This window comes from Parazoarcus communis SWub3 = DSM 12120 (genome assembly GCF_003226565.1).
Taxonomy (GTDB): domain Bacteria; phylum Pseudomonadota; class Gammaproteobacteria; order Burkholderiales; family Rhodocyclaceae; genus Parazoarcus; species Parazoarcus communis.
Genome location: NZ_QKOE01000005.1, coordinates 38,721 through 57,468, shown reverse-complemented (window position 1 = coordinate 57,468; position 18,748 = coordinate 38,721). Strand labels below are relative to the sequence as shown.

Genomic DNA, 18,748 nt, shown 5'->3' with positions numbered 1-18,748 from the left:
CCCGATGCTGAGTGCGGTATACCGCTGGATCGATCGCAACATCCTCGAACTCGGTCGCGAGATGCGGCTCTCCTACCTTCCGCCGCTAATGGTGTACTGCGCTGCGGGAGTTTCCGGGCTGACGGGTATCGTCGGCACCTTCTTCATCAAGGACTATCTGGATCTGTCCGCGGCCTTCCTGGCTGCACTTGGCTTCTGGGCAGGCATTCCATGGGCACTGAAAATGCCGATCGGCCATCTGGTCGATCTACTGTGGCGCTACAAGAGCGGGCTGGTTTATCTTGGCGCCAGCCTGATCGCAGCAAGCCTGCTGATCATGATCGGACTGATCGGACACCCCGAAGCCATGCGGGCGATCATGCCGGCAGAAGCATGGTTCGTGTTGTCGGTCCTTCTGTCCCCGATCGGTTATGTGATGCAGGACGCAGTCGCGGACGCCATGACGGTGGAAGCCGTGCCCCGCCTCGACACTGGCGGGCAGCCCATCGATGCGGCCACCGTGCGCCTGATGCACACCACCATGCAGATGCTCGGTCGAGTCGCCATCATCGGCGGCAGCGTGCTGGTATCGCTCGCCAACGTCGCCATGTTCCAGGGTGCAGAAACCCTGCCTGAGAGCGAGAAGGTCGCGATCTACATTCGCATCTACGAACTCGCCCTGCTGATACCGCTGCTTTCGGTCAGTGGCGTCATCCTCGGCGGCATACTCAAACGCCGCGAGGCAGGGCGACTGGCCGCGCTGGGCAAATCCCGCGCAGAAATTGACCAACTGGTCCACGACCAGGAAGAAAAGACCGCTCCAAACTGGTGGATCCTGGGCGGCAGCGCAGTTTTCATCTCGCTGACCCTGACTGTCGGGCTCTCGCGTATCGCCTTCGGACAGGAGATCATTTTCATTGGTTCTTTTGCGGTCATCGCGATGATGATGCAGAAGCTGCTGCGCGAATTGCCACCAGAAGCCGCACGCACGCTGCTGGGTACGGCGATCATCATCTTCATCTACCGCGCCATGCCGGGCAGCGGTGCCGGTTCAGGATGGTGGATGATCGACGAACTCGGCTTCGATCAATCCTTCCTGTCCAAGCTCGACCTGATCACCAGCGCGCTTACGCTGGCCGGCCTGTTCCTGTTCCGGCGCTTCATGGCAGAAAAGTCCATCGCCAACATCGTGATCTTTCTGACCCTGGCCTCCACGCTGCTGTCCTCACCCATCATCGGCATGTTCTACGGCCTGCACGAATGGACGGCGGCGGCCACTGACGGCATTGTCGATGCGCGCTTCATCGCCATTGCCAACACAGCGCTCGAATCCCCGCTTGGCCAGGTTGCGATGGTGCCAATGCTGGCCTGGATCGCGAACTCCGCCCCGGCCCACCTGAAGGCGACCTTCTTTGCGGTCATGGCGTCCTTCACCAATCTGGCCCTGTCCGCATCGCAACTGGGTACAAAGTACCTGAACCAGATCTTCACCGTCACCCGTGAAGTCCGTGACCCGGCGAGCGGTGCCATCACGACGGCGGCAAACTATGGGGAGTTGGGCGTGCTACTGATCACGGTCACCGCGCTTGGCCTGTGTCTGCCGTTGCTGGCCATCTGGCTGACGCGCGTACTGCGCTTGCGCAGCGCCTGACAAAAGAAAAGGCGCGCCCCGTGTTCAACACAGGGCACGCCGCAGCGTATCAGCAGCGAGGACTCAGGCCGACACGCGTACCGTCGAAGGTCCGGCTTGCGCAGCAGGGCGGTTGGCGTTGTCGAGATACAGCTGCACTGACGGACTGCTGGCCGCAGCCGGTGCATCGGGTTCGCGTTCGGCCCGGGCTTGCTCGTTGGAAACCCCGCGTGTTTCGGCGGGCTGTTGCTGGGCACTTTGCACGCGCTCGGGCGCCTGGCTGACCACCGGTGTTGCCGCGGCGGACTCGGGTGCGCGAGCGGCAGCAGTCGCCGAAGGCGCAGTCACCGGATCAGCCTCGCCTGACGCAGGCGGAACACCAGGCTGGGCAGGCTGCACCGCAGCAGATTCGGTACGCGCAGCCTGTTCCGCCGCCGCCCGGCCCTGCTCGCTGATGCTGACCTCCACCCCAGGACGCGTATCCTGAACTGAAGACTGCTGCTCCGCCTCGTTCGCAGCCACGCGCGATGCGGGTCTGCTCGACTGAAGCGCCGCAAGATCTGCGGTCGGTAACCTCATCGAGGTATCCATGATCATCTCCGGATTCAAACTGCTGCACCCGCCGGCTTGCCATCGCTTGCTTCGGAAACATCCGGCTCACGCTCGCGTCGTGCAAGTAGAGTATAGACCGTCGGCACGACAAAGAGCGTGAAGAATGTACCCAGCAGCAGACCACCCACGATGACCCAGCCGATCTGCTGCCGGCTTTCTGCGCCCGCCCCCGTCGCCAGCGCCAGCGGAATCGCCCCCAGCACCATTGCACCCGTCGTCATCAGGATGGGGCGTAAACGCAACACGGAAGCTTCGATCACAGCTGCGCGCAGTTGTTCCCCCTGATCGCGCAACTGATTGGCAAACTCGACGATCAGGATGCCGTGCTTGGTAATCAGCCCGACCAGCGTCACCAGCCCGATCTGGCTATAAACGTTCAGCGTCCCACCGGTCAGCCACAGCGCAGCCAACGCGCCGGCCATCGACAATGGCACCGTCAGCATGATGATCAAGGGATCACGAAAGCTCTCGAACTGCGCCGCCAGCACCAGGTAGATGAAGGCCAGTGCCAGCAGGAACACCAGCGCCAGGCTGGCCGAGCTGCTCTTGAACTCGCGCGACTGCCCATCGTAATCGACCGCATAGCCGGGCGGCAGGATGCGGCCAGCGGCAGCCTCGAGAAAAGCCAGTGCCTCGCCCATGGAATAGTCGGGTGCCAGGTTGGCGGAGATGGTCACCGCCCGACGCTGGCCGAAGTGATTGAGTTCGCGCGGGCTCAGGCTTTCATCCACGGTGACCAGGTTATCGAGCGGCACCATCTCGCCACTCTTGCCGCGCACATAGATGTCGCGGATGTCGCGCGGATCGGCACGACTGCCCGCCTCCATCTGCACAACCACATCGTACTGTTCGGCATCGAGCTTGTAGCGCGTCACCTGGCGTCCGCCCAGCATGGTTTCCAGCGTACGCCCGATGACATCCACCGGCACGCCCAGGTCAGCCGCCCGCTCGCGATCCACTTTGACCCCAAGCTCGGGCTTGGTCAGCTTCAGGTCGGTGTCAGGGGAGACGAATCCTGGATTGCTGCGCATCTCATCAACAATCAGGTCGGTATAGCGCCCCATCTCTTCATACGAAGCCGAACTCACCACGACGAAGCTGATCGGTCTGGAGCGCGGACTCTGACCAAAGGCTGCCGGCAGTACCGGAAAGGCATTGATGCCGGGAATCGCACGTAACTGCGGCCCCAGCTCGGCAGCGATCGCCGATGCGTTGCGCTCGCGCTCGGACCAATCAGCAAAGCCGGCAAACGAGATGCCCTGGGACACGGTAGGGTTGCCAGTGATGACCAGGTATCGATCGACATCCGCGGTACGTCCGTAGATGTCCTCGATCTGACCCGCATAGCGGGCCATGTAGTCCATCGTCGCCCCTTCCGGACCATTGAAGATGCTGACCACACGCCCTCGGTCCTCAACTGGCGCCAGTTCGGACTTGAGCTGACCAAGCAGCACCACCGCACTCCCGGCGACCAGTGCAAACGCCACCATCACCATCCAGCGCAGACCCAGCATGCGCACCAGTACCCGGCGGTACCCCTGGGTCAGCCACTCCAGGAAGCGTTCGATCGCGACATACACGGCACCATGCTTCTGCTCGTGATGCAGCAGGCGGGAGCACATCATTGGCGACAGCGTCAGTGCAACAAAACCGGACACCAGTACCGCGCCAGCCAAGGTCAGGGCAAATTCGGCAAACAGCTTGCCGGTCCGCCCGGTCATGAAGGCCACCGGTGCATACACCGCAGCCAGGGTGATCGTCATTGCCACCACGGCAAAGCCGATCTCCCTGGCTCCGCGAAACGCCGCAGCCATCGGCGCCATGCCATCCTCGATATGGCGGTAGATGTTCTCCAGCACCACGATCGCATCATCCACCACCAGACCGATCGCCAGCACCAGCGCGAGTAAGGTCAGGGTGTTGATCGAAAAACCCATGACGTACATCAGCGCGAAGGCGCCCACCAGCGAGACCGGAATCGTCACCAGCGGCACCAGCATCGCCCGCCAGCTTCGCAGGAAGAACAGGCACACCGCTGCCACCAGCAGCACCGCCTCCCAGATGGTGGTGAACACCGAATCGATCGAGCGCTCGATGAATACCGTGGTGTCGTTGGCAATCGTCATCGACATACCCTCGGGCAACTCCGCCTCGAGCACCGGCATCATCTCCACCAGACCCTTCTTCAGGTCGAGCGGATTGGCAGTGGACTGCTTGATCAGGCCCAGCGAGATCGCCGGCCTGCCCATGAAGCGCACCAAGGTCCGCTCGTTCTCCGGTGCGACCTCCACCCGCCCCAGGTCGCGAATCCGGATCGGATACGCCCCGGCAGCGGTCGCCTGCCGCACCACGATGGCCTCGAACTGCGTCGTCTCGGTCAGGTCGGTGCGCGCGACCACGGCAAACTCACGCTCGCGCCCCTCGATACGGCCAGCAGGCAGCTCCACGTTCTGCCGCCGGATCGCGTCCTCGACCTCCTGTGCGGTCACACCAAAGGCTGCCAGTCGATCGCGGTCCAGCCAGATCCGCATCGAATAGCGGCGCTCGCCAAACACCCGCGCATCCGCCGCCCCGGGCAAGGTCTGCAGCCGCGGCTTGACGATACGGCTGGCAAAGTCGCTCAGCTCCAGCGGGTCGTGGCGGTCGGATGCAAACGCCACCCAGATGATGGGGTTGGCATCGGCTTCGACCTTGGCAATCACCGGCTCATCAACATCGTCCGGCAAACGACGCCGGACCCGCGACACCCGGTCGCGCACATCCGCTGCTGCGCTGTCGGCATCGCGCTCGATGCGAAAGCGCACGGTGATCTGGCTGCGCTCCTGGCGACTGATCGACTGCAGTACATCCACCCCCTCGATCCCCGCCAGAGAATCCTCGAGCGGCTTGGTGACCTGCGACTCGACGATTTCGGCACTGGCGCCACGGTAAGTGGTATCAACCGTGACCACCGGTTCATCGATATTGGGATACTCGCGCACGGTCAGGCGGGAGTACGACATCAGGCCGATCAGGATGACCAGCAAGGACAGCACCGTGGCAAACACCGGGCGTTTGATGCAGATCTCGGAGATGACCATGTCCCCGCCCTCAGCCCGGCCGGCCCGCAGCAACCGCCGCAGGCAGCACAACAGACACCGGCGCCCCGTCGCGCAACTTGAGCTGGCCCGCAGTCACAACAAGGGCATCCGCCTCCAGCCCGGATACAACCTCGACGACGCCACCACGACGCATGCCCGTCCTCACCTCGGTGCGCAGGGCCTTGCCATCAGCCACCTGATAGACCAGCTGCACCCCTCCTGGCGCGGGCACCAGCGATTCCTCGGGCACGACCAGCACCGACGGGCGCTCCTCAAGAATCAGGCGAACCCGGGCGAACACCCCCGGGCGCAGCTTGCGTGCGGCATTGTCCAGGCTCGCGCGCAACAACACCGCCCGCCCTGACGCGTCCACCAGCGGGTCGATCGCCTCTACCCGGGCAGTAAAGGTTTCCCCCGCCACCACATCGCTGCTGACCTCCAGCGCCTGACCGGGCCGGATGCGTCCCAGGTATAGCTCAGGCAAGCGGAAATCGACCTTCAGCGTGGCGATGTCTTCGAGATTGACCAGCGCTTCGCCATCCTTGACGAAATCGCCCGGGCTGACATTACGGATGCCAAGCACGCCGTCAAAGGGCGCGCGTATCTGCATCCGCTCGTAGCGCGCCTGAGCCAGCGCGACGGCAGCACGCGCGACCTCAAGCTGGGAGCGTGCCGTATCGAGTCCGCTCTGGCTGACGAACTTGCGCGCAAAAAGATCTTCCGAACGGGTGAAGTTGGATTCCGCCAGACTCAGGCCGGCCCGCGCCTGCTGTAGTTCGGCACGCTGAACCGCCGCATCGAACTCGATCAGCACGGCACCCCGTTTTACGGCCTGGCCATCCTGAAAGCGAATGGCCAGAATGCGCCCGGAAACCTCCGGCCGCAGTACCACCGACTCGTTGGATACCAGCGTGCCCACCGCACTGACATCATTGGCCAGTGACACAGTACGCACCTGTGCGACTTCAACGGCGACCGGTCCGCTCTGTGCGGGCAACGCAGGCGCTGCAAGGCCGGCGGCGACCGGCTTTGCCGTTTGCGGCGCACGGTTGGCATGCCAGGCGTAAGCCCCGATCACGGCAAGGCCTAGCGCGCATACAAGTACAACGGAACGTCGTGACGACATGAAGGAGGTCCATCCAGGGGTTGAAACGTCGGTCGAAGCCGGGATTTTCACACAGCCTGACACCCGCCATGTATCGGCGATTAGCAAACCGGTCGCCGAAGACTGACTGGCCCGGCTCACCACAAGTTCAACCGCGCTGCGGACCTTACTCCATATGCATCAACTATTTATGCAATATAACAAACTGATCGAGCCTGCCCGTTCAGCCCCCAGCCAGATCACACGTCATGTCCGATACGGGCTCAACCCCTTCAGGCAGCACCCGTCACATCGTCGTCACCGATCAACAGCATCGAGTCGGACAACCAGCGGTAAGGCGGCACTTCGAGATTGGTCGGGGCAGGCTGGTTACGAAACACCCGCCCGGCCAGATCGAAGATCGACCCGTGACACGGACACAGGAAACCACCCGGCCAGTCGTCCCCCATGCCACTGGCCGCACCCGCTGCAAACTTTTCCGAAGGCGAGCAGCCGAGGTGAGTGCAGATGCCCACCACCACGAGATAGTCGGGATTGTTCGAGCGATGACGGTTGGTCGCATACCCGGGTTGCTGAGGCTCGGCCGACTCGGGATCCGCCAGCCGACCCTCATGACCTTCCAGCGCGGCAAGCATCTCGGGCGTCCGGTGCAGGATCCATACCGGCTTGCCACGCCATTCGACAGTCATCATTTCACCCGCAGCCAGCTTGCTGACATCTGCCTCAACGGGAGCGCCAGCGGCGCGGGCACGGTCAGACGGCGTCAGGCTGGCGACAAAAGGAACCGCGGTCGCAGCCGCCGCCACCAGACCCGCACCAGAAGTGGCCAGCAACAAGGTTCGGCGTTCGCTGGAGAGATCAGACATTTCAAACTCCTGTTGTCGAGGCCCGGCACAACCGGACCAAAAAAATGGAAGTGGCGGCACCGGTGAGGGAGTCAGCGCCAGGGGTATGGCTGCAGGAGGTATGCAGCCGGACAACGAACGGTAGCGCCCGCCACTTCCAGACCCAACAGTGGCAAGCACTGTGCCAGCGTTGCAAGCGCATGCGATCCCCAGCAACTGCGGGAGATCAGCGCTTTCCATCGCAGCCGGATAACGCCACAGAACTGCCATTCATGACATCATGCGTCAAACCTGCCAGCATAGCGACAGCCCGGCCACGATCGGTCAAGACGAAATCCAGTCGATTCAGAAGCCGATCACCTTGCGACCTTGCTCCATCAACGCCAGCCCCATCGCGTCGGGCTTGGCCGGCTTCACGCCTTCCTTCAGGTCTGCTGCCGTCTTTCCGGAATTGGGCAGATACAAGGCGCACACCGAAGCGCTCGCCCCTTTCTGCATGGCGCCATCGAGGAGTTGTGCGGGCGTCACATTGTTGGGCTTCAAGGCATCGCCACCCGCCCCCTTCAGTGCCAGATCCGCCGCCTTGTCGCAAAGCAGGATATCCACCTGTCCGCCCTGCGCCTGCATCTGGTTGGCCAGCACCATGGCCATGCCCTGAGTCATGGTATCCGGCGACGACAACACGACGGTGATGGCCGGCTTGTCAGCCAACGCCGAACCGGCACCAAACGCAAGCATGAGGGCGACGAGGGTTTTCTTCATGATCAGACTCCTGTTGGTTGAATGAAACACTGCCATCGTGCTGGCAGACGCTGCCACACTGACAGCCAATGGCACGATGACATCAAGACGACAGCCCTTCGAACCCTTGCCCGCCGGGCTGTCTGGCGAAAGCGCCATCGGTTGCATCGCCTGGTATCGCTCTTGCTTTGAGAGTGACAGGGCATTCAATCTCGCAACCTGACTGTTAGTTTATTAGAATAAACTAATGCAATCTACAAAAACTTTCCTGCAAAACAATTTCCGATACCCTCAGTCACAGAGCCCCCAATGTACGCACGACTCACTTCCGCGCTGATCTGCACTGCCATCCTCAGCCTGCCGCTTGCGGCACAGGCCAACACCGGATCGCTCGAGGTCACGCTGGCCGGCATTGCCCATGATCGCGGAACCCTCCGCGTTGGCCTGTACAACGAAGCGAAAACCTTCCGCAAGGAAGCGCTCGCCATCGCCACGGCACAGACAGCCGCCACACCGGACCAGGCCAGCGTCCGCTTCGACGCCTTGCCACCCGGCCGCTACGCGATCATGGCCTATCACGACGAGGACGGTAACGGCGAGTTGAATCGCCGCTTCGGCATGTTTCCCACCGAAGGCTACGGGCTGTCAAACAACCCCAGGGTTTCCGGCCCGCCAGCCTTCGAAGACAGCGCCTTCGACCTCTCCCCAGGCCTCAACCAGACGCGCATCGAACTTCGTTACTGACCCCACGAACAACCGCCAGAGAGCCCACCATGAGTTCCGCAACCACACCCGACCTGTCTGCAGGTCACTCGCACGGCGAAAGCCGCCTCGCCCACCTGCCCGTCGCCCTGTTCTCCATTGTCATGGGCATGGCAGGACTGGCCATCGCCTGGATGAAAGCCCATCACGTCGTCGGACTTCCGGCCTTGCCTGGCGACATCCTGCGGTGGACAGCCAGCTCAATTTACGTCTTCCTGCTCGTTCTCTACACCACCAAACTGGTCCGTCACCCCGCCGCCGTCGCCGCCGAGCACCGCCACCCCGTGCGGCTCAATTTCTTCCCGACCATTTCCATCGGCCTGATCCTGCTCTCCATCGCCTGGGCCACCACCGCACCCGAACCCGCGCGCTGGATGTGGACATTGGGCGCCGCGCTGCACCTGGGCTTCACCCTGAACGTCATGAGCAGCTGGCTGCACCACACCCACTACGACATCAAGCATGCCAATCCAGCGTGGTTCATCCCGGTGGTGGGCAACATCCTGGTGCCGATCGCCGGCGTGCGCTTCGCGCCGGTAGACGTCAGCTGGTTCTTCTTCAGCATTGGTCTGGTGTTCTGGCTGGTACTGATGACCATCGTGCTCTATCGCCTGTTCTTCCACGAGCCACTGCCGGCTCGGCTGACGCCGACCTTGTTCATCCTGATCGCGCCGCCGGCCGTGGGCTTCCTGTCCTACATCGCACTCAACGACCAGGTCGACAACTTCGCCCGCATCCTGTATTTCACCGCCCTGTTCCTGACCCTGCTGCTGCTCGGCAACGCACCGCGCTTCTTCCGCCTGCCTTTCTTCATCTCGGCCTGGGCCTATTCCTTTCCGCTGGCAGCGATGACCATCGCCAGCTTCGAAATGAGCCGCCAGACCGAAGGGCCAGCCTATGCCATCCTGGGCAGCATCCTGCTGATCACCCTGTCGGCCATCGTCGGCCTGCTGCTGATCAAGACCCTGATCGCGGCCAGGCGCGGCCTGATCTGTATTCCCGAGTAAGCGGCCGGCCGCTCAATGCACCACCTTGCCGCCACTGCCGAACATGGCAAAGTCGACATGAGTGGATGCCGAGCGGCCCGGTTGAGAGAAATCGAGCACATACCCCCCCATGTCCGCCCGACGCATCGACTGCAAGGCACGCAACACCATGGCGGGGGTTGGTTCCGCCCGGCTTTCGGAGGCCACGGCACGCAACGCGGTGACCAGTACCTTGGCGGCCACAAACCCCTCGATCGAACGTGCCGACAGATCAGGGTCGGTCGACTTCCGACGCAGTCGCAGATACTCGCGCACCAACTCCAGCGTTGTCTGGCTTTCCAGCGGCAACACCGCCGAGAAGGCGTATCCACGCGCCAGCTCCGGGCCCAACTGGTCAAGCAGCTGCTTGCTGTCGATGATCGACATGCCGTACAGCGTCGCGTCGCCGCCCTGCGCCCGGTACTGGCGCACAAACTCGATCGCAGCCGCCGTTGTCGCCCCCAGGAAGATAGCCTGCGGACGTGCCTGCAGCATGGCCTGCACCGCCGGCGCCACCTCAGTGGTATTTCGCGCGTAAGCGGCACGGGCGCTGATGACCACTCCGTTGCGTCCTGCTGCGGCCTCCGCCCCGGCCGACACGTCCGCGCCCAGGCCGTCATCCTGGATCACCAAGCCCAGTCGCGTCACCTGCAAGGCCGCCAGGCTGGCAAACAACCGGTTCACCTCATCGTGATAGCTCGCCTTCACCACGAACACATTGCGCCCGCCAACGACGCCGCTTGCACCGGAGACCGCGCCGACCAGTGGCAAACCGGCTCGCACCAGTACGCCATCGTTGATCACTGCCTGCAGGTTTGAGGTGCCAACGGTGCCGATCAGCGCAACGGGTGCCAACTGTTGAACGACCTCCCTGGTCAGGCGCACGGTCTCTGCGGGTTGCTGCGCATCGTCGCGAGTTTCGAAACGGAGCCGCGCACCACCGATTCCGCCTTCAGCATTCACTTGATCAAAATAAAGTCGGGCACCCGCATGGATCGCCTTGCCGGTAACCGCCTGGGGTCCCGAGAACGGCGCGACCTGAGCAACAACCAGGTCCTTGCCGAATACAGGTGCGATGAAGACGACAAGGGTGGAAAGGGTCAACAGACCACGAGACAGGAGGTTCATTACTTTCTGCTTATATGAGGGCAAGACTGCCGGGGTGCGTTGATTGTTCTGGTCGCCCGAACACGCGATCAATTGTGGAGATCCACAAGCCTGCACCACCGCGCCCACACCCCTGCCTAAAAATGAGGCACAACCTTGCAGACCAGCAACCATGCGGGAATCGAGGACTTACCCACAGCCGGACTCACAAGACTGTCCCCACTGGCTGGGGAAAACTCGCATCTTGCTACCGAGGGTTTCGCTGACCTGGGCTCAACACTTCAGATGGGAACCTTTCACCGACGTTCGGCACACTGGCTCGGTCCTGTGTCGCATGCATCTCAGATACCGATACCCGCTCACTGGCCTGCGCGCACTATCTGACGCCCTCCCGCTGCTACACCTCGGCCGCACCTCCTCCGCCGACAAGGCTTGCGAACATCGGCACAAGAAATGCCTGGACATGCGGAATTACATCACACAGGAGATGCGGCAATGTCGGAAGGCATACGACTTCGGTGATAACCTGAAACAAGTCGGGTTACACCTCGTATGTGGCCCTTTATGAAACAAAAACAAAGGTAAAGCAAAATCCATGAAGAAGATTTTACTTGCAGCCTGTCTATCAGCCGTCGGTGCCGCACATGCGGCACCTTGCCAGGTCAGTGACGTCAAGGTCACCAGCGTCTCGCAGTATTCCAGTGTGAGCGCGAACGCGACCCTGTCGCCGATCACCCCGCCGGGTCTTTCGGTCAATGCGGCAGCCTGCGCTGGCGCATTCTCCGGTAACGACGGCTTCTATCCGACCACCAATCTGGGCTATGCCGGTGACGGCCTGCTCAATGGAGGCCAGCAGGTCGCCTCTGGCAAAGTGCTTTTTGAGGGCGGCGCCTTCATCTCCGATCAGTACCCGCTGCAGGACCTGAGAGGTGACGGCACGGCAAACGATCCGGGCTGGATCATGCTGGGGAAATATGAAGGTGGCGGTAACAGCTGGGCCTTCTCGCCCAGCTCCATCGGTGGTTTTGACGATATCGTGCTGAGCACCTTCTTCACCGCAACCATTACCGGTGCGGGCATCGGCACCTGGGCCTTCACGCCTGATGCAACCGCTGCCGCACGGGCTGCGAAAGCGATTGGCGACAACTGGATCGACCAGTTCTCCATCGTCTTCAAGGCTGGCAACGGTTTTGCGGTGTATAACTTCAACCCGGCCCTGTTCGGCCAGCCTGCTCAGACCCCTGACGACCCCATTGTCAACTGGTCGGGCACCTTCGACGTCAGCGGCACGCTGATCAACAATGGTGGCAAGCCTGCCGGGATCTCCCATATCAGTATCTGGGTACGCGATCCGTCTGGCCTGACGACGACTGAAATCCCCGAACCCGCATCGCTGGCCCTGTTCGGTATCGGCCTGGTTGGTCTGTACGCCGCACGTCGCCGCAAGGCCTGATTCACTCTTGCGGCCTTTACCCCCTGTGATCCGGTCAAACGGTCGCAGGGGGTTTTCATTTATGAGTGCGCGAACACCGCACGCACCCGCAAGGCGCAATACTTGAACTCGGGAATCTTGCCGTAGGGATCGAGCGCTGGCTGGGTCAGCAAGTTGGCTGCCGCCTCGGCGTAACAGAAGGCCATGAACACCGAGCCCGGCTGCACGCCCTCGTCCGCACGCGCCTCGACTTCGATACTGCCACGGCGGGTCTCCAGCCTCACCAGCCCCCCTTGCTCAAGCCCGATTGACGCCAGATCCTGCGGATGCATGCCACACCACGGCGACGGATCGAGCGCGTCGAGCACCGTCGCCCGACGGGTCATGCTGCCGGTATGCCAGTGTTCGAGCACACGTCCGGTAATCAGCACCAGCGGATAGTCGCGATCGGGCAGTTCGGCTGCAGTCAGCGGCTGCACCGGCACGAAGCGTCCCCGGCCATCTGCGGTAGGGAAATCGGTCTGGAACAGCACCGGCTGCGACGGCAAGGCCGGCGCCAGCTTGGGCGACACCACCGCGCCCTCGACCTGTAGTGCCGTCCACTCGATGCCGGCGTAGCTTGGCAAGGCCTGGGTCAGCTCGGCAAAGATCTCGTGCGGCCCGGCATAGTGCCAGTTCAGACCCAGCCGACGCGCCACCTCCTGAATGATCCACCAGTCCTGCCGCGCCTCACCCGGCAGCGGCAGCACCGGCTGCGCCAACTGCACCAGACGGTCGGTATTGGTAAACGAGCCTGTCTTCTCGTACAAGCTCGAAGCCGGCAGCACCACGTCGGCCAGCATCGCGGTTTCGGTCAGAAAGATGTCCTGCACCACCAGATGCTCCAGCCGCGCCAGCCCCTCGCGGGCATGGGCCAGATCGGGATCGGACATCGCCGGATTCTCGCCCTCGACATACATGCCACGGATACGCCCGGCACAGGCGGCATCCATGATCTCGACCACGGTCAGGCCGGGCTCGGTGGGCAACGGGGTCTGCCACAGCGCCTCGAAGCGCGCTCGCACTGCGGGATCGGCGACACGCTGATAGTCCGGCAACATCATCGGAATCAGGCCGGCGTCCGACGCACCCTGCACATTGTTCTGCCCACGCAGCGGATGCAGGCCTGTGCCGGCACGGCCGATCTGGCCCGTCATCAGCGCAAGCGCGATCAGGCAGCGAACGTTGTCAGTGCCATGGGTGTGCTGTGACACCCCCATACCCCAGAAGATCAGGCTGTTCGGCCCACGCGCATACGCACGCGCAACCTCGCGTACGGTGGCCGCATCAATGCCGGTAAGCGGTGCCATGCGCTCCGGCGGATACTGCAGGGCTGCGCTGCGGAAAGCCTCGAAACCGGTCGTGCGGGCAGCGATGAAGGCAGCATCGGTCAGGCCCTCCTCGATGATCACACAGGCCATCGACAGCAGCAGCGCGACATCCGCATCCGGGCGGAACTGCAGCGTGCGCCAGGCGTGGCGCGCCAGTGGCGTGCGCCGCGGATCCATCATCACCAGCTTCATGCCGCGCTCGGCAGCATTCTTGATGAAGCTGGCCGCGACCGGATGATTGGCGGCCGGATTGGCACCGATGACGATGGCGAGATCCGCGAACTCGACGTCGCGCACCGGATTCGACACCGCCCCCGAACCAATGCCCTCCAGCAAGGCCGCCACCGACGAGGCATGACACAGGCGTGTGCAATGATCGACGTTGTGCGTGCCAAAGCCGGTACGCACCAGTTTCTGGAACAGATAGGCCTCCTCGTTACTGCCTTTGGCCGAGCCGAATCCCGCCAGCGCCTGTGACCCATGTTCGCGCTTGATGCGGGCCAGTCCCGCCGCAGCGAAGTCCAGCGCCTCTTCCCAGCTGGCCTCGCGGAAAGCGGCAAGCGGATTGGCCGGATCCAGATTCACCCCCTTGGGAATGCCGGGCTTGCGAATCAGCGGCACGGTCAGGCGCTGACGGTTGCGGCTGTAGCTGAAACCATAACGCCCCTTGACGCACAGCCGGCCGGCGTTGGCCGGACCATCCCGGCCTTCGGCAAAGACGATACGCTGCGTGGCCCCCTCGCCGGCAACATGGTAGGTCAGCTGGCACCCCACACCGCAGTAGGGACACAGGGAGTCGACCTTGCGGGTCGGCGTGTAGCGGGTCTCGGACGCAAGCGCTTGCCGCACCTGGGACACCGCAACAGGGTCCGCTTCGGCCACCGGTGCAGGCGCCAGCGCCCCGGTCGGGCAGGCCTGCACACATTCACCGCAGCCCACGCAGGACGAAGCCCCCATTGCGACGTCGAGATCGAACACGATCTTCGAGTCGCCGCCACGATGGGCGTAAGCGATGACATCGTTGACCTGGATCTCGCGGCAGGCGCGCACGCAACGCGTACATTGGATGCAGGCCGCCAGATTGACGGCGATACCAGGATGACTGGCATCCTCGGCCACCGGCTGTCGCGGCGCAAAACGGCTGGACTCGACACCGAGCCGGGCGCACCAGCGGGACAGTTCGGAATCGGGCTTTTCCGCCGCTGCCGGCACATCGGCGCGCAACAACTCCAGCACCATGCGCTGGGCGTGACGCGCGCGCGGGCTGGCCGACTGCACCTTCATGCCGGGCTTGGGGGCGCGACAGCACGACGGAGCCAGCACCCGCTCACCCTCGATCTCGACCACACAGGCGCGGCAGTTACCGTCCGCCCGCAGGCCATCGGTGTAGCACAGATGCGGAATCTCGACCCCTGCGCGGCGCGCGGCCAGCAACAGGGTTTCGCCGGGCAAGGCCTCAAGCTTGCGGCCGTCAAACTCAAACTCCACCACCGGTGCGGCAGATGTCAGCGTGCTCGCGCTCATGCTTCACCCTCCTGAGCCGTTGCGGACGTCACCCCGACCTCGTGTGGAAAATAGCGCAGTACCGAACGCACCGGATTGGGCGCGGCCTGGCCCAGGCCACAGATCGAGGCATCCACCATCGCATCGCCCAAGGCCTCCAGCAGCGGCGCATCCCATTGCGCAGCCGTCATCAGTCCGGCTGCCTTCACCGTTCCTACCCGGCACGGCGTGCATTGGCCACAGGATTCATGTGCGAAGAAATTCATCGCGTTCTCCGCCAGGGCACGTGCCCGATCGTGCTGGGAGAACACCACGATTGCCGCCGAACCGATGAAGCAGCCATAGGGCGCCAGGGTGTCGAAGTCCAGCGGCACATCGGCCAGGCGTGCCGGCAACATGCCGCCCGACGCTCCGCCGGGAAAATAGCCATACAGCTCGTGCCCGGGCTGCATGCCGCCACAATGCTCGTCGATGAGCTGACGCAGCGTGATGCCCGCATCGGTGACCACTACGCCGGGGCGGGCTACCCGCCCACTCACCGAGAAACTGCGCAAGCCCTGGCGGCCATTGCGACCACGCCCGGCCAGCCAGGCCGTACCCTGATTCAGCGTCCAGCTGGCGATATCCCGCACCCACCACAAGGTCTCGGGGTTGTGCACCAGGGTCGGCCGGCCAAAAAGGCCCACTTCGGCGACATAAGGCGGGCGCAGGCGCGGCATGCCGCGCTTGCCTTCGATCGACTCGATCATCGCCGACTCTTCACCACAGATGTACGCCCCCGCGCCACGGCGCAGTTCGATCGGCGGCAGGTCCGGCCAGGTGATACGCAGGACGTCCAGCTCAGCCAGCAGCATCCGCCGCAGCGCCGGGTATTCGTCGCGGATGTAAATCCAGATCGCCGAGATGCCGACGATATGCGCAGCAATCAACATGCCCTCGAGGAAGCGATGCGGATCGCGGCCAAGATAGTGGCGATCCTTGAACGTGCCCGGCTCGCCTTCGTCGATGTTCACCGCCATGTTGCGCGGCGCCGGCTGAGCCATCACCGTTCGCCACTTGCGCGCCGACGGAAAACCGGCCCCCCCCAGGCCACGGAGGATGGCGGAATCCAGCGCGACCAATACCGCCTCGCCGTCCTGTCGGCCATCACGCAGCGCCTCGTACAAGGCATACCCGCCAGCGGCACGATAGGCGGCAAAGTCGATGATGTCAGGCGCGGGCTCATCATGGTCGCCCGCAGCCACGGCCGCAGCAACGGTTTCGACACTGGCTTGGGTAACCGGCCTCTGTCCGACCACGGCAACCGGCGCGCTGTCGCAGCGGCCGACACAGGGCACACGCTGCACCCGCACCGACGCCCCCAGGCGCTCGACCAGTGCCGCCGCCAGCGTGGGCCCACCTTGCATCGCGCAGGTCAGCGAATCACAGACCCTCACGGTCAGCGCCGGTGGAGCCGCCTCACCCTCGGCCAGTACGTCAAAATGATGATAGAAGGTCGCCACCTCGTAGACCTCGGCACGCGCCAGGCCCAGCGCCTCTGCCAGCGCAGCGAGATGGTCCGGATACAAGGCGCGGTGCGCGTCCTGCAAGCGATGCAGGTATTCGATCAGACGATCGGGGCGCGGCACCTCGCCATTCAGGGCGGCGCGTACCGCCTCACGGGCAGCGGCATCCAGCGGTGGAAGATTGGGGCCGCGGCGGGCTACGGTGGGGGCAGACATCTTGGCGATCCTTGCTGCGGTGGTCTCGGTCGATTCGAAGAGTTTAAACGGGCGGCATCACGCCTGCCGTGATGAAAAATGAGTGTTCACAACAGGCAACAATCCGCTTCGCATAGGAGGCTGCCGGACTTGAGGCTGATCTACTGAGCCAGCGGGAGAAACGGTCCATATCCGCCCGTTTTCTCGTTGCATAGAATGACTATGCGCCTCAAAAACGGCCGAATCTGTCCTCGTTTTCCCACTCGGCTCGCTACGATCGCTCAAGTCCGACAACCTCCTAGAACAGCGGTTTCCCCGCCTGCGCATGACGTTGCAGCAGTGGCGAAACCCGGTAGCGCTCCTCGCCATAATGCTCGCGCAGATGCCCCAGCACCCGCACGACAAAGCCGGGCCCCAGGCGATCCGCCCAGGCCAGCGGCCCTTCGGGATAATTGGTGCCGTAGCGCATTGCGGTATCGATGTCATGTGCCGAAGCAATCCCCTGCGCCACGCCATCGGCTGCCTCGTTGGCCAGCATGCACACGGTGCGCAAGGCGAGCAGCCCGGCCACATCGTCCAGCCGGCTGATCGCCAGCCCCGCCCTCTGCAAGGTACCGACCACCGTATTCCAGGCGCCGTCGCCACATTGATCCGCACGGCTCAGCGCCAGTCGTGGCGTGCTTGCATAGTCACGGGCAAGATCGAACAGCACCAGATTGGGCGTCCCCTCCTCCGCTGCACGCCGGGTGGCGGTGCGACCGTCGGATAGCGCCAGGCGGGCATTGCCAATGCGCAGCTCGCCCGGGCCTTCGGTACGTTTCAGCTTCACCCCGGCCTGCTCCAGGCGCGCGAGCAAGGGCACGGCAATGCCAAGCTCCCCGCACGCCACCGCCTCGTCAGCCCCCTCGCAAGCAGCCTCGACCACCGGCTGGGGACGGTCGGCGCCCTCGCGATAGTCGTAGAAGCCCTGCCCCGACTTGCGCCCCAGCCGCCCTGCCAGCACCAGCTCCTGCTGGATCAGGCTGGGGGTGAAGCGCTTGTCGCCGAAATAGGCTTCGAACACCGAACGGGTCACAGCGTAGTTCACATCATGCCCAATCAGATCCATCAGCTCGAACGGCCCCATCGGAAAGTTGCAGCTCTCGCGCAGGATCGCATCCAGCGTAGCCGGTGTCGCGGCACGCTCCGCCAGTATCCGCAAGGCCTCCGCGTAGTACGGACGCGCCACCCGATTGACAATGAAACCCGGCGTCGAACTGGCTCGCACCGGGACTTTGCCCCAGGCTTTGGCGGTGTCGTACAGCGTGGTCGCGACCGCAGGGTCGGTGGCAAGACCGGAAACGATCTCCACCAGCGCCATGCGCGGCGCCGGGTTGAAGAAGTGCAGCCCAGCCAGGCGCTGCGGCCGCTTCAGCGTCGACGCCATCGCGGTGATCGACAGCGACGAGGTATTGGTCGCCAGGATGGCCTCGGGCGCAGTCATGACCTCGAGCTGGGCAAACAGCTGTTGCTTGATCTCCAGGTTCTCGACGATGGCCTCGACCAGCAGGCCGGCATCGGCCAGATCCTCGATCCGGCTGGTCGCCCGCACCCGCTCGAGCGTGTCCATGCAATCCGCCTCGGCAAGCTTGCCCTTGCCCACCAGGAAACGCAGGTCTTTCTCGATGCCGGCCTTGCCGCGCGCCACCGCGTCGGCATTCATGTCATACAGATAGACCACATGCCCGGCACGTGCAGCGACATGGGCAATACCGCTGCCCATGGCACCCGCACCGATGACTGCGACCCTGATCGTGGTGGCAAGCGCTGCCATGTCAGACTCCTGATTGAATAGGGATTGCTTGGGTGAAAACCTGC

13 protein-coding genes are annotated in these 18,748 nt (G+C 63.5%); 4 read left to right on the top strand and 9 right to left on the bottom strand.

The annotated features are described in order from the left end of the window. The first annotated feature begins 4 nt into the window (after positions 1–4). Positions 5–1,630, top strand: a complete 1,626-nt coding sequence (locus DNK49_RS08850) for an MFS transporter (RefSeq protein ID WP_110523988.1) — start codon at positions 5–7, stop codon at positions 1,628–1,630. A gap of 63 nt (positions 1,631–1,693) precedes the next feature. On the opposite strand, the gene DNK49_RS08845 is transcribed toward DNK49_RS08850, so the two are convergent. The 5 genes from DNK49_RS08845 to DNK49_RS08825 all read right to left on the bottom strand — a co-directional run bounded on the left by DNK49_RS08845 (position 1,694) and on the right by DNK49_RS08825 (position 8,013). Further along, positions 1,694–2,200 carry a hypothetical protein gene (locus DNK49_RS08845; protein WP_133255098.1) on the bottom strand — a complete coding sequence of 169 codons (507 nt, stop codon included), beginning with the start codon at positions 2,198–2,200 and terminating at the stop codon, positions 1,694–1,696. Positions 2,201–2,214: 14 nt separating this feature from the next. Then, positions 2,215–5,301, bottom strand: coding sequence for an efflux RND transporter permease subunit (locus DNK49_RS08840; protein WP_110523986.1), 3,087 nt, complete (start codon positions 5,299–5,301; stop codon positions 2,215–2,217). A 10-nt stretch (positions 5,302–5,311) separates the two neighbouring features. Further along, a complete protein-coding gene (locus DNK49_RS08835) occupies positions 5,312–6,427 on the bottom strand; it encodes an efflux RND transporter periplasmic adaptor subunit (protein WP_110523985.1) in 1,116 nt (371 codons plus the stop codon). 251 nt (positions 6,428–6,678) lie between these two features. After that, the gene (petA, locus tag DNK49_RS08830) at positions 6,679–7,272 is read right to left on the bottom strand and encodes a ubiquinol-cytochrome c reductase iron-sulfur subunit (RefSeq protein WP_110523984.1); all 594 of its coding nucleotides are present in this window, start codon (positions 7,270–7,272) and stop codon (positions 6,679–6,681) included. Positions 7,273–7,596: 324 nt separating this feature from the next. Beyond that, positions 7,597–8,013, bottom strand: a complete 417-nt coding sequence (locus DNK49_RS08825) for a DsrE family protein (RefSeq protein ID WP_110524204.1) — start codon at positions 8,011–8,013, stop codon at positions 7,597–7,599. Between the two features lie 288 nt (positions 8,014–8,301). Here DNK49_RS08825 and DNK49_RS08820 point away from each other — a divergent pair, with 288 nt between their 5' ends. Further along, positions 8,302–8,736 carry a DUF2141 domain-containing protein gene (locus tag DNK49_RS08820; RefSeq protein WP_110523983.1) on the top strand — a complete coding sequence of 145 codons (435 nt, stop codon included), beginning with the start codon at positions 8,302–8,304 and terminating at the stop codon, positions 8,734–8,736. A 29-nt stretch (positions 8,737–8,765) separates the two neighbouring features. Next, positions 8,766–9,761, top strand: a complete 996-nt coding sequence (locus DNK49_RS08815; RefSeq protein WP_110523982.1) for an SLAC1 anion channel family protein — start codon at positions 8,766–8,768, stop codon at positions 9,759–9,761. A 12-nt stretch (positions 9,762–9,773) separates the two neighbouring features. Here DNK49_RS08815 and DNK49_RS08810 read toward each other — a convergent pair whose 3' ends face one another. Next, a complete protein-coding gene (locus DNK49_RS08810) occupies positions 9,774–10,907 on the bottom strand; it encodes an ABC transporter substrate-binding protein (RefSeq protein ID WP_110523981.1) in 1,134 nt (377 codons plus the stop codon). A 574-nt stretch (positions 10,908–11,481) separates the two neighbouring features. Between DNK49_RS08810 and DNK49_RS08805 the strand changes: the two genes are divergently transcribed. Further along, a complete protein-coding gene (locus DNK49_RS08805; protein ID WP_110523980.1) occupies positions 11,482–12,339 on the top strand; it encodes a PEP-CTERM sorting domain-containing protein in 858 nt (285 codons plus the stop codon). A 59-nt stretch (positions 12,340–12,398) separates the two neighbouring features. Here DNK49_RS08805 and fdhF read toward each other — a convergent pair whose 3' ends face one another. The 3 genes from fdhF to paaH form a co-directional block, all read right to left on the bottom strand. Then, positions 12,399–15,212, bottom strand: coding sequence for a formate dehydrogenase subunit alpha (gene fdhF, locus DNK49_RS08800; RefSeq protein ID WP_110523979.1), 2,814 nt, complete (start codon positions 15,210–15,212; stop codon positions 12,399–12,401). Then, positions 15,209–16,912, bottom strand: a complete 1,704-nt coding sequence (locus tag DNK49_RS08795; protein ID WP_110523978.1) for an NADH-ubiquinone oxidoreductase-F iron-sulfur binding region domain-containing protein — start codon at positions 16,910–16,912, stop codon at positions 15,209–15,211. Before DNK49_RS08795 ends, fdhF begins: the two co-directional genes overlap by 4 nt. Positions 16,913–17,189: 277 nt before the next feature. Beyond that, a complete protein-coding gene (gene paaH / locus DNK49_RS08790; RefSeq protein ID WP_110523977.1) occupies positions 17,190–18,704 on the bottom strand; it encodes a 3-hydroxyacyl-CoA dehydrogenase PaaH in 1,515 nt (504 codons plus the stop codon). Positions 18,705–18,748: the final 44 nt, after the last annotated feature.

Excerpts from the sequence above, each read along its gene's own strand:
- DNK49_RS08850 (WP_110523988.1), top strand. The coding sequence starts at position 5 with ATGCTGAGTGCGGTATACCGCTGGATCGATCGCAACATCCTCGAACTC.
- DNK49_RS08845 (WP_133255098.1), bottom strand. The coding sequence starts at position 2,200 with ATGGATACCTCGATGAGGTTACCGACCGCAGATCTTGCGGCGCTTCAG.
- DNK49_RS08840 (WP_110523986.1), bottom strand. The coding sequence starts at position 5,301 with ATGGTCATCTCCGAGATCTGCATCAAACGCCCGGTGTTTGCCACGGTG.
- DNK49_RS08835 (WP_110523985.1), bottom strand. The coding sequence starts at position 6,427 with ATGTCGTCACGACGTTCCGTTGTACTTGTATGCGCGCTAGGCCTTGCC.
- petA (WP_110523984.1), bottom strand. The coding sequence starts at position 7,272 with ATGTCTGATCTCTCCAGCGAACGCCGAACCTTGTTGCTGGCCACTTCT.
- DNK49_RS08825 (WP_110524204.1), bottom strand. The coding sequence starts at position 8,013 with ATGAAGAAAACCCTCGTCGCCCTCATGCTTGCGTTTGGTGCCGGTTCG.
- DNK49_RS08820 (WP_110523983.1), top strand. The coding sequence starts at position 8,302 with ATGTACGCACGACTCACTTCCGCGCTGATCTGCACTGCCATCCTCAGC.
- DNK49_RS08815 (WP_110523982.1), top strand. The coding sequence starts at position 8,766 with ATGAGTTCCGCAACCACACCCGACCTGTCTGCAGGTCACTCGCACGGC.
- DNK49_RS08810 (WP_110523981.1), bottom strand. The coding sequence starts at position 10,907 with ATGAACCTCCTGTCTCGTGGTCTGTTGACCCTTTCCACCCTTGTCGTC.
- DNK49_RS08805 (WP_110523980.1), top strand. The coding sequence starts at position 11,482 with ATGAAGAAGATTTTACTTGCAGCCTGTCTATCAGCCGTCGGTGCCGCA.
- fdhF (WP_110523979.1), bottom strand. The coding sequence starts at position 15,212 with ATGAGCGCGAGCACGCTGACATCTGCCGCACCGGTGGTGGAGTTTGAG.
- DNK49_RS08795 (WP_110523978.1), bottom strand. The coding sequence starts at position 16,912 with ATGTCTGCCCCCACCGTAGCCCGCCGCGGCCCCAATCTTCCACCGCTG.
- paaH (WP_110523977.1), bottom strand. The coding sequence starts at position 18,704 with ATGGCAGCGCTTGCCACCACGATCAGGGTCGCAGTCATCGGTGCGGGT.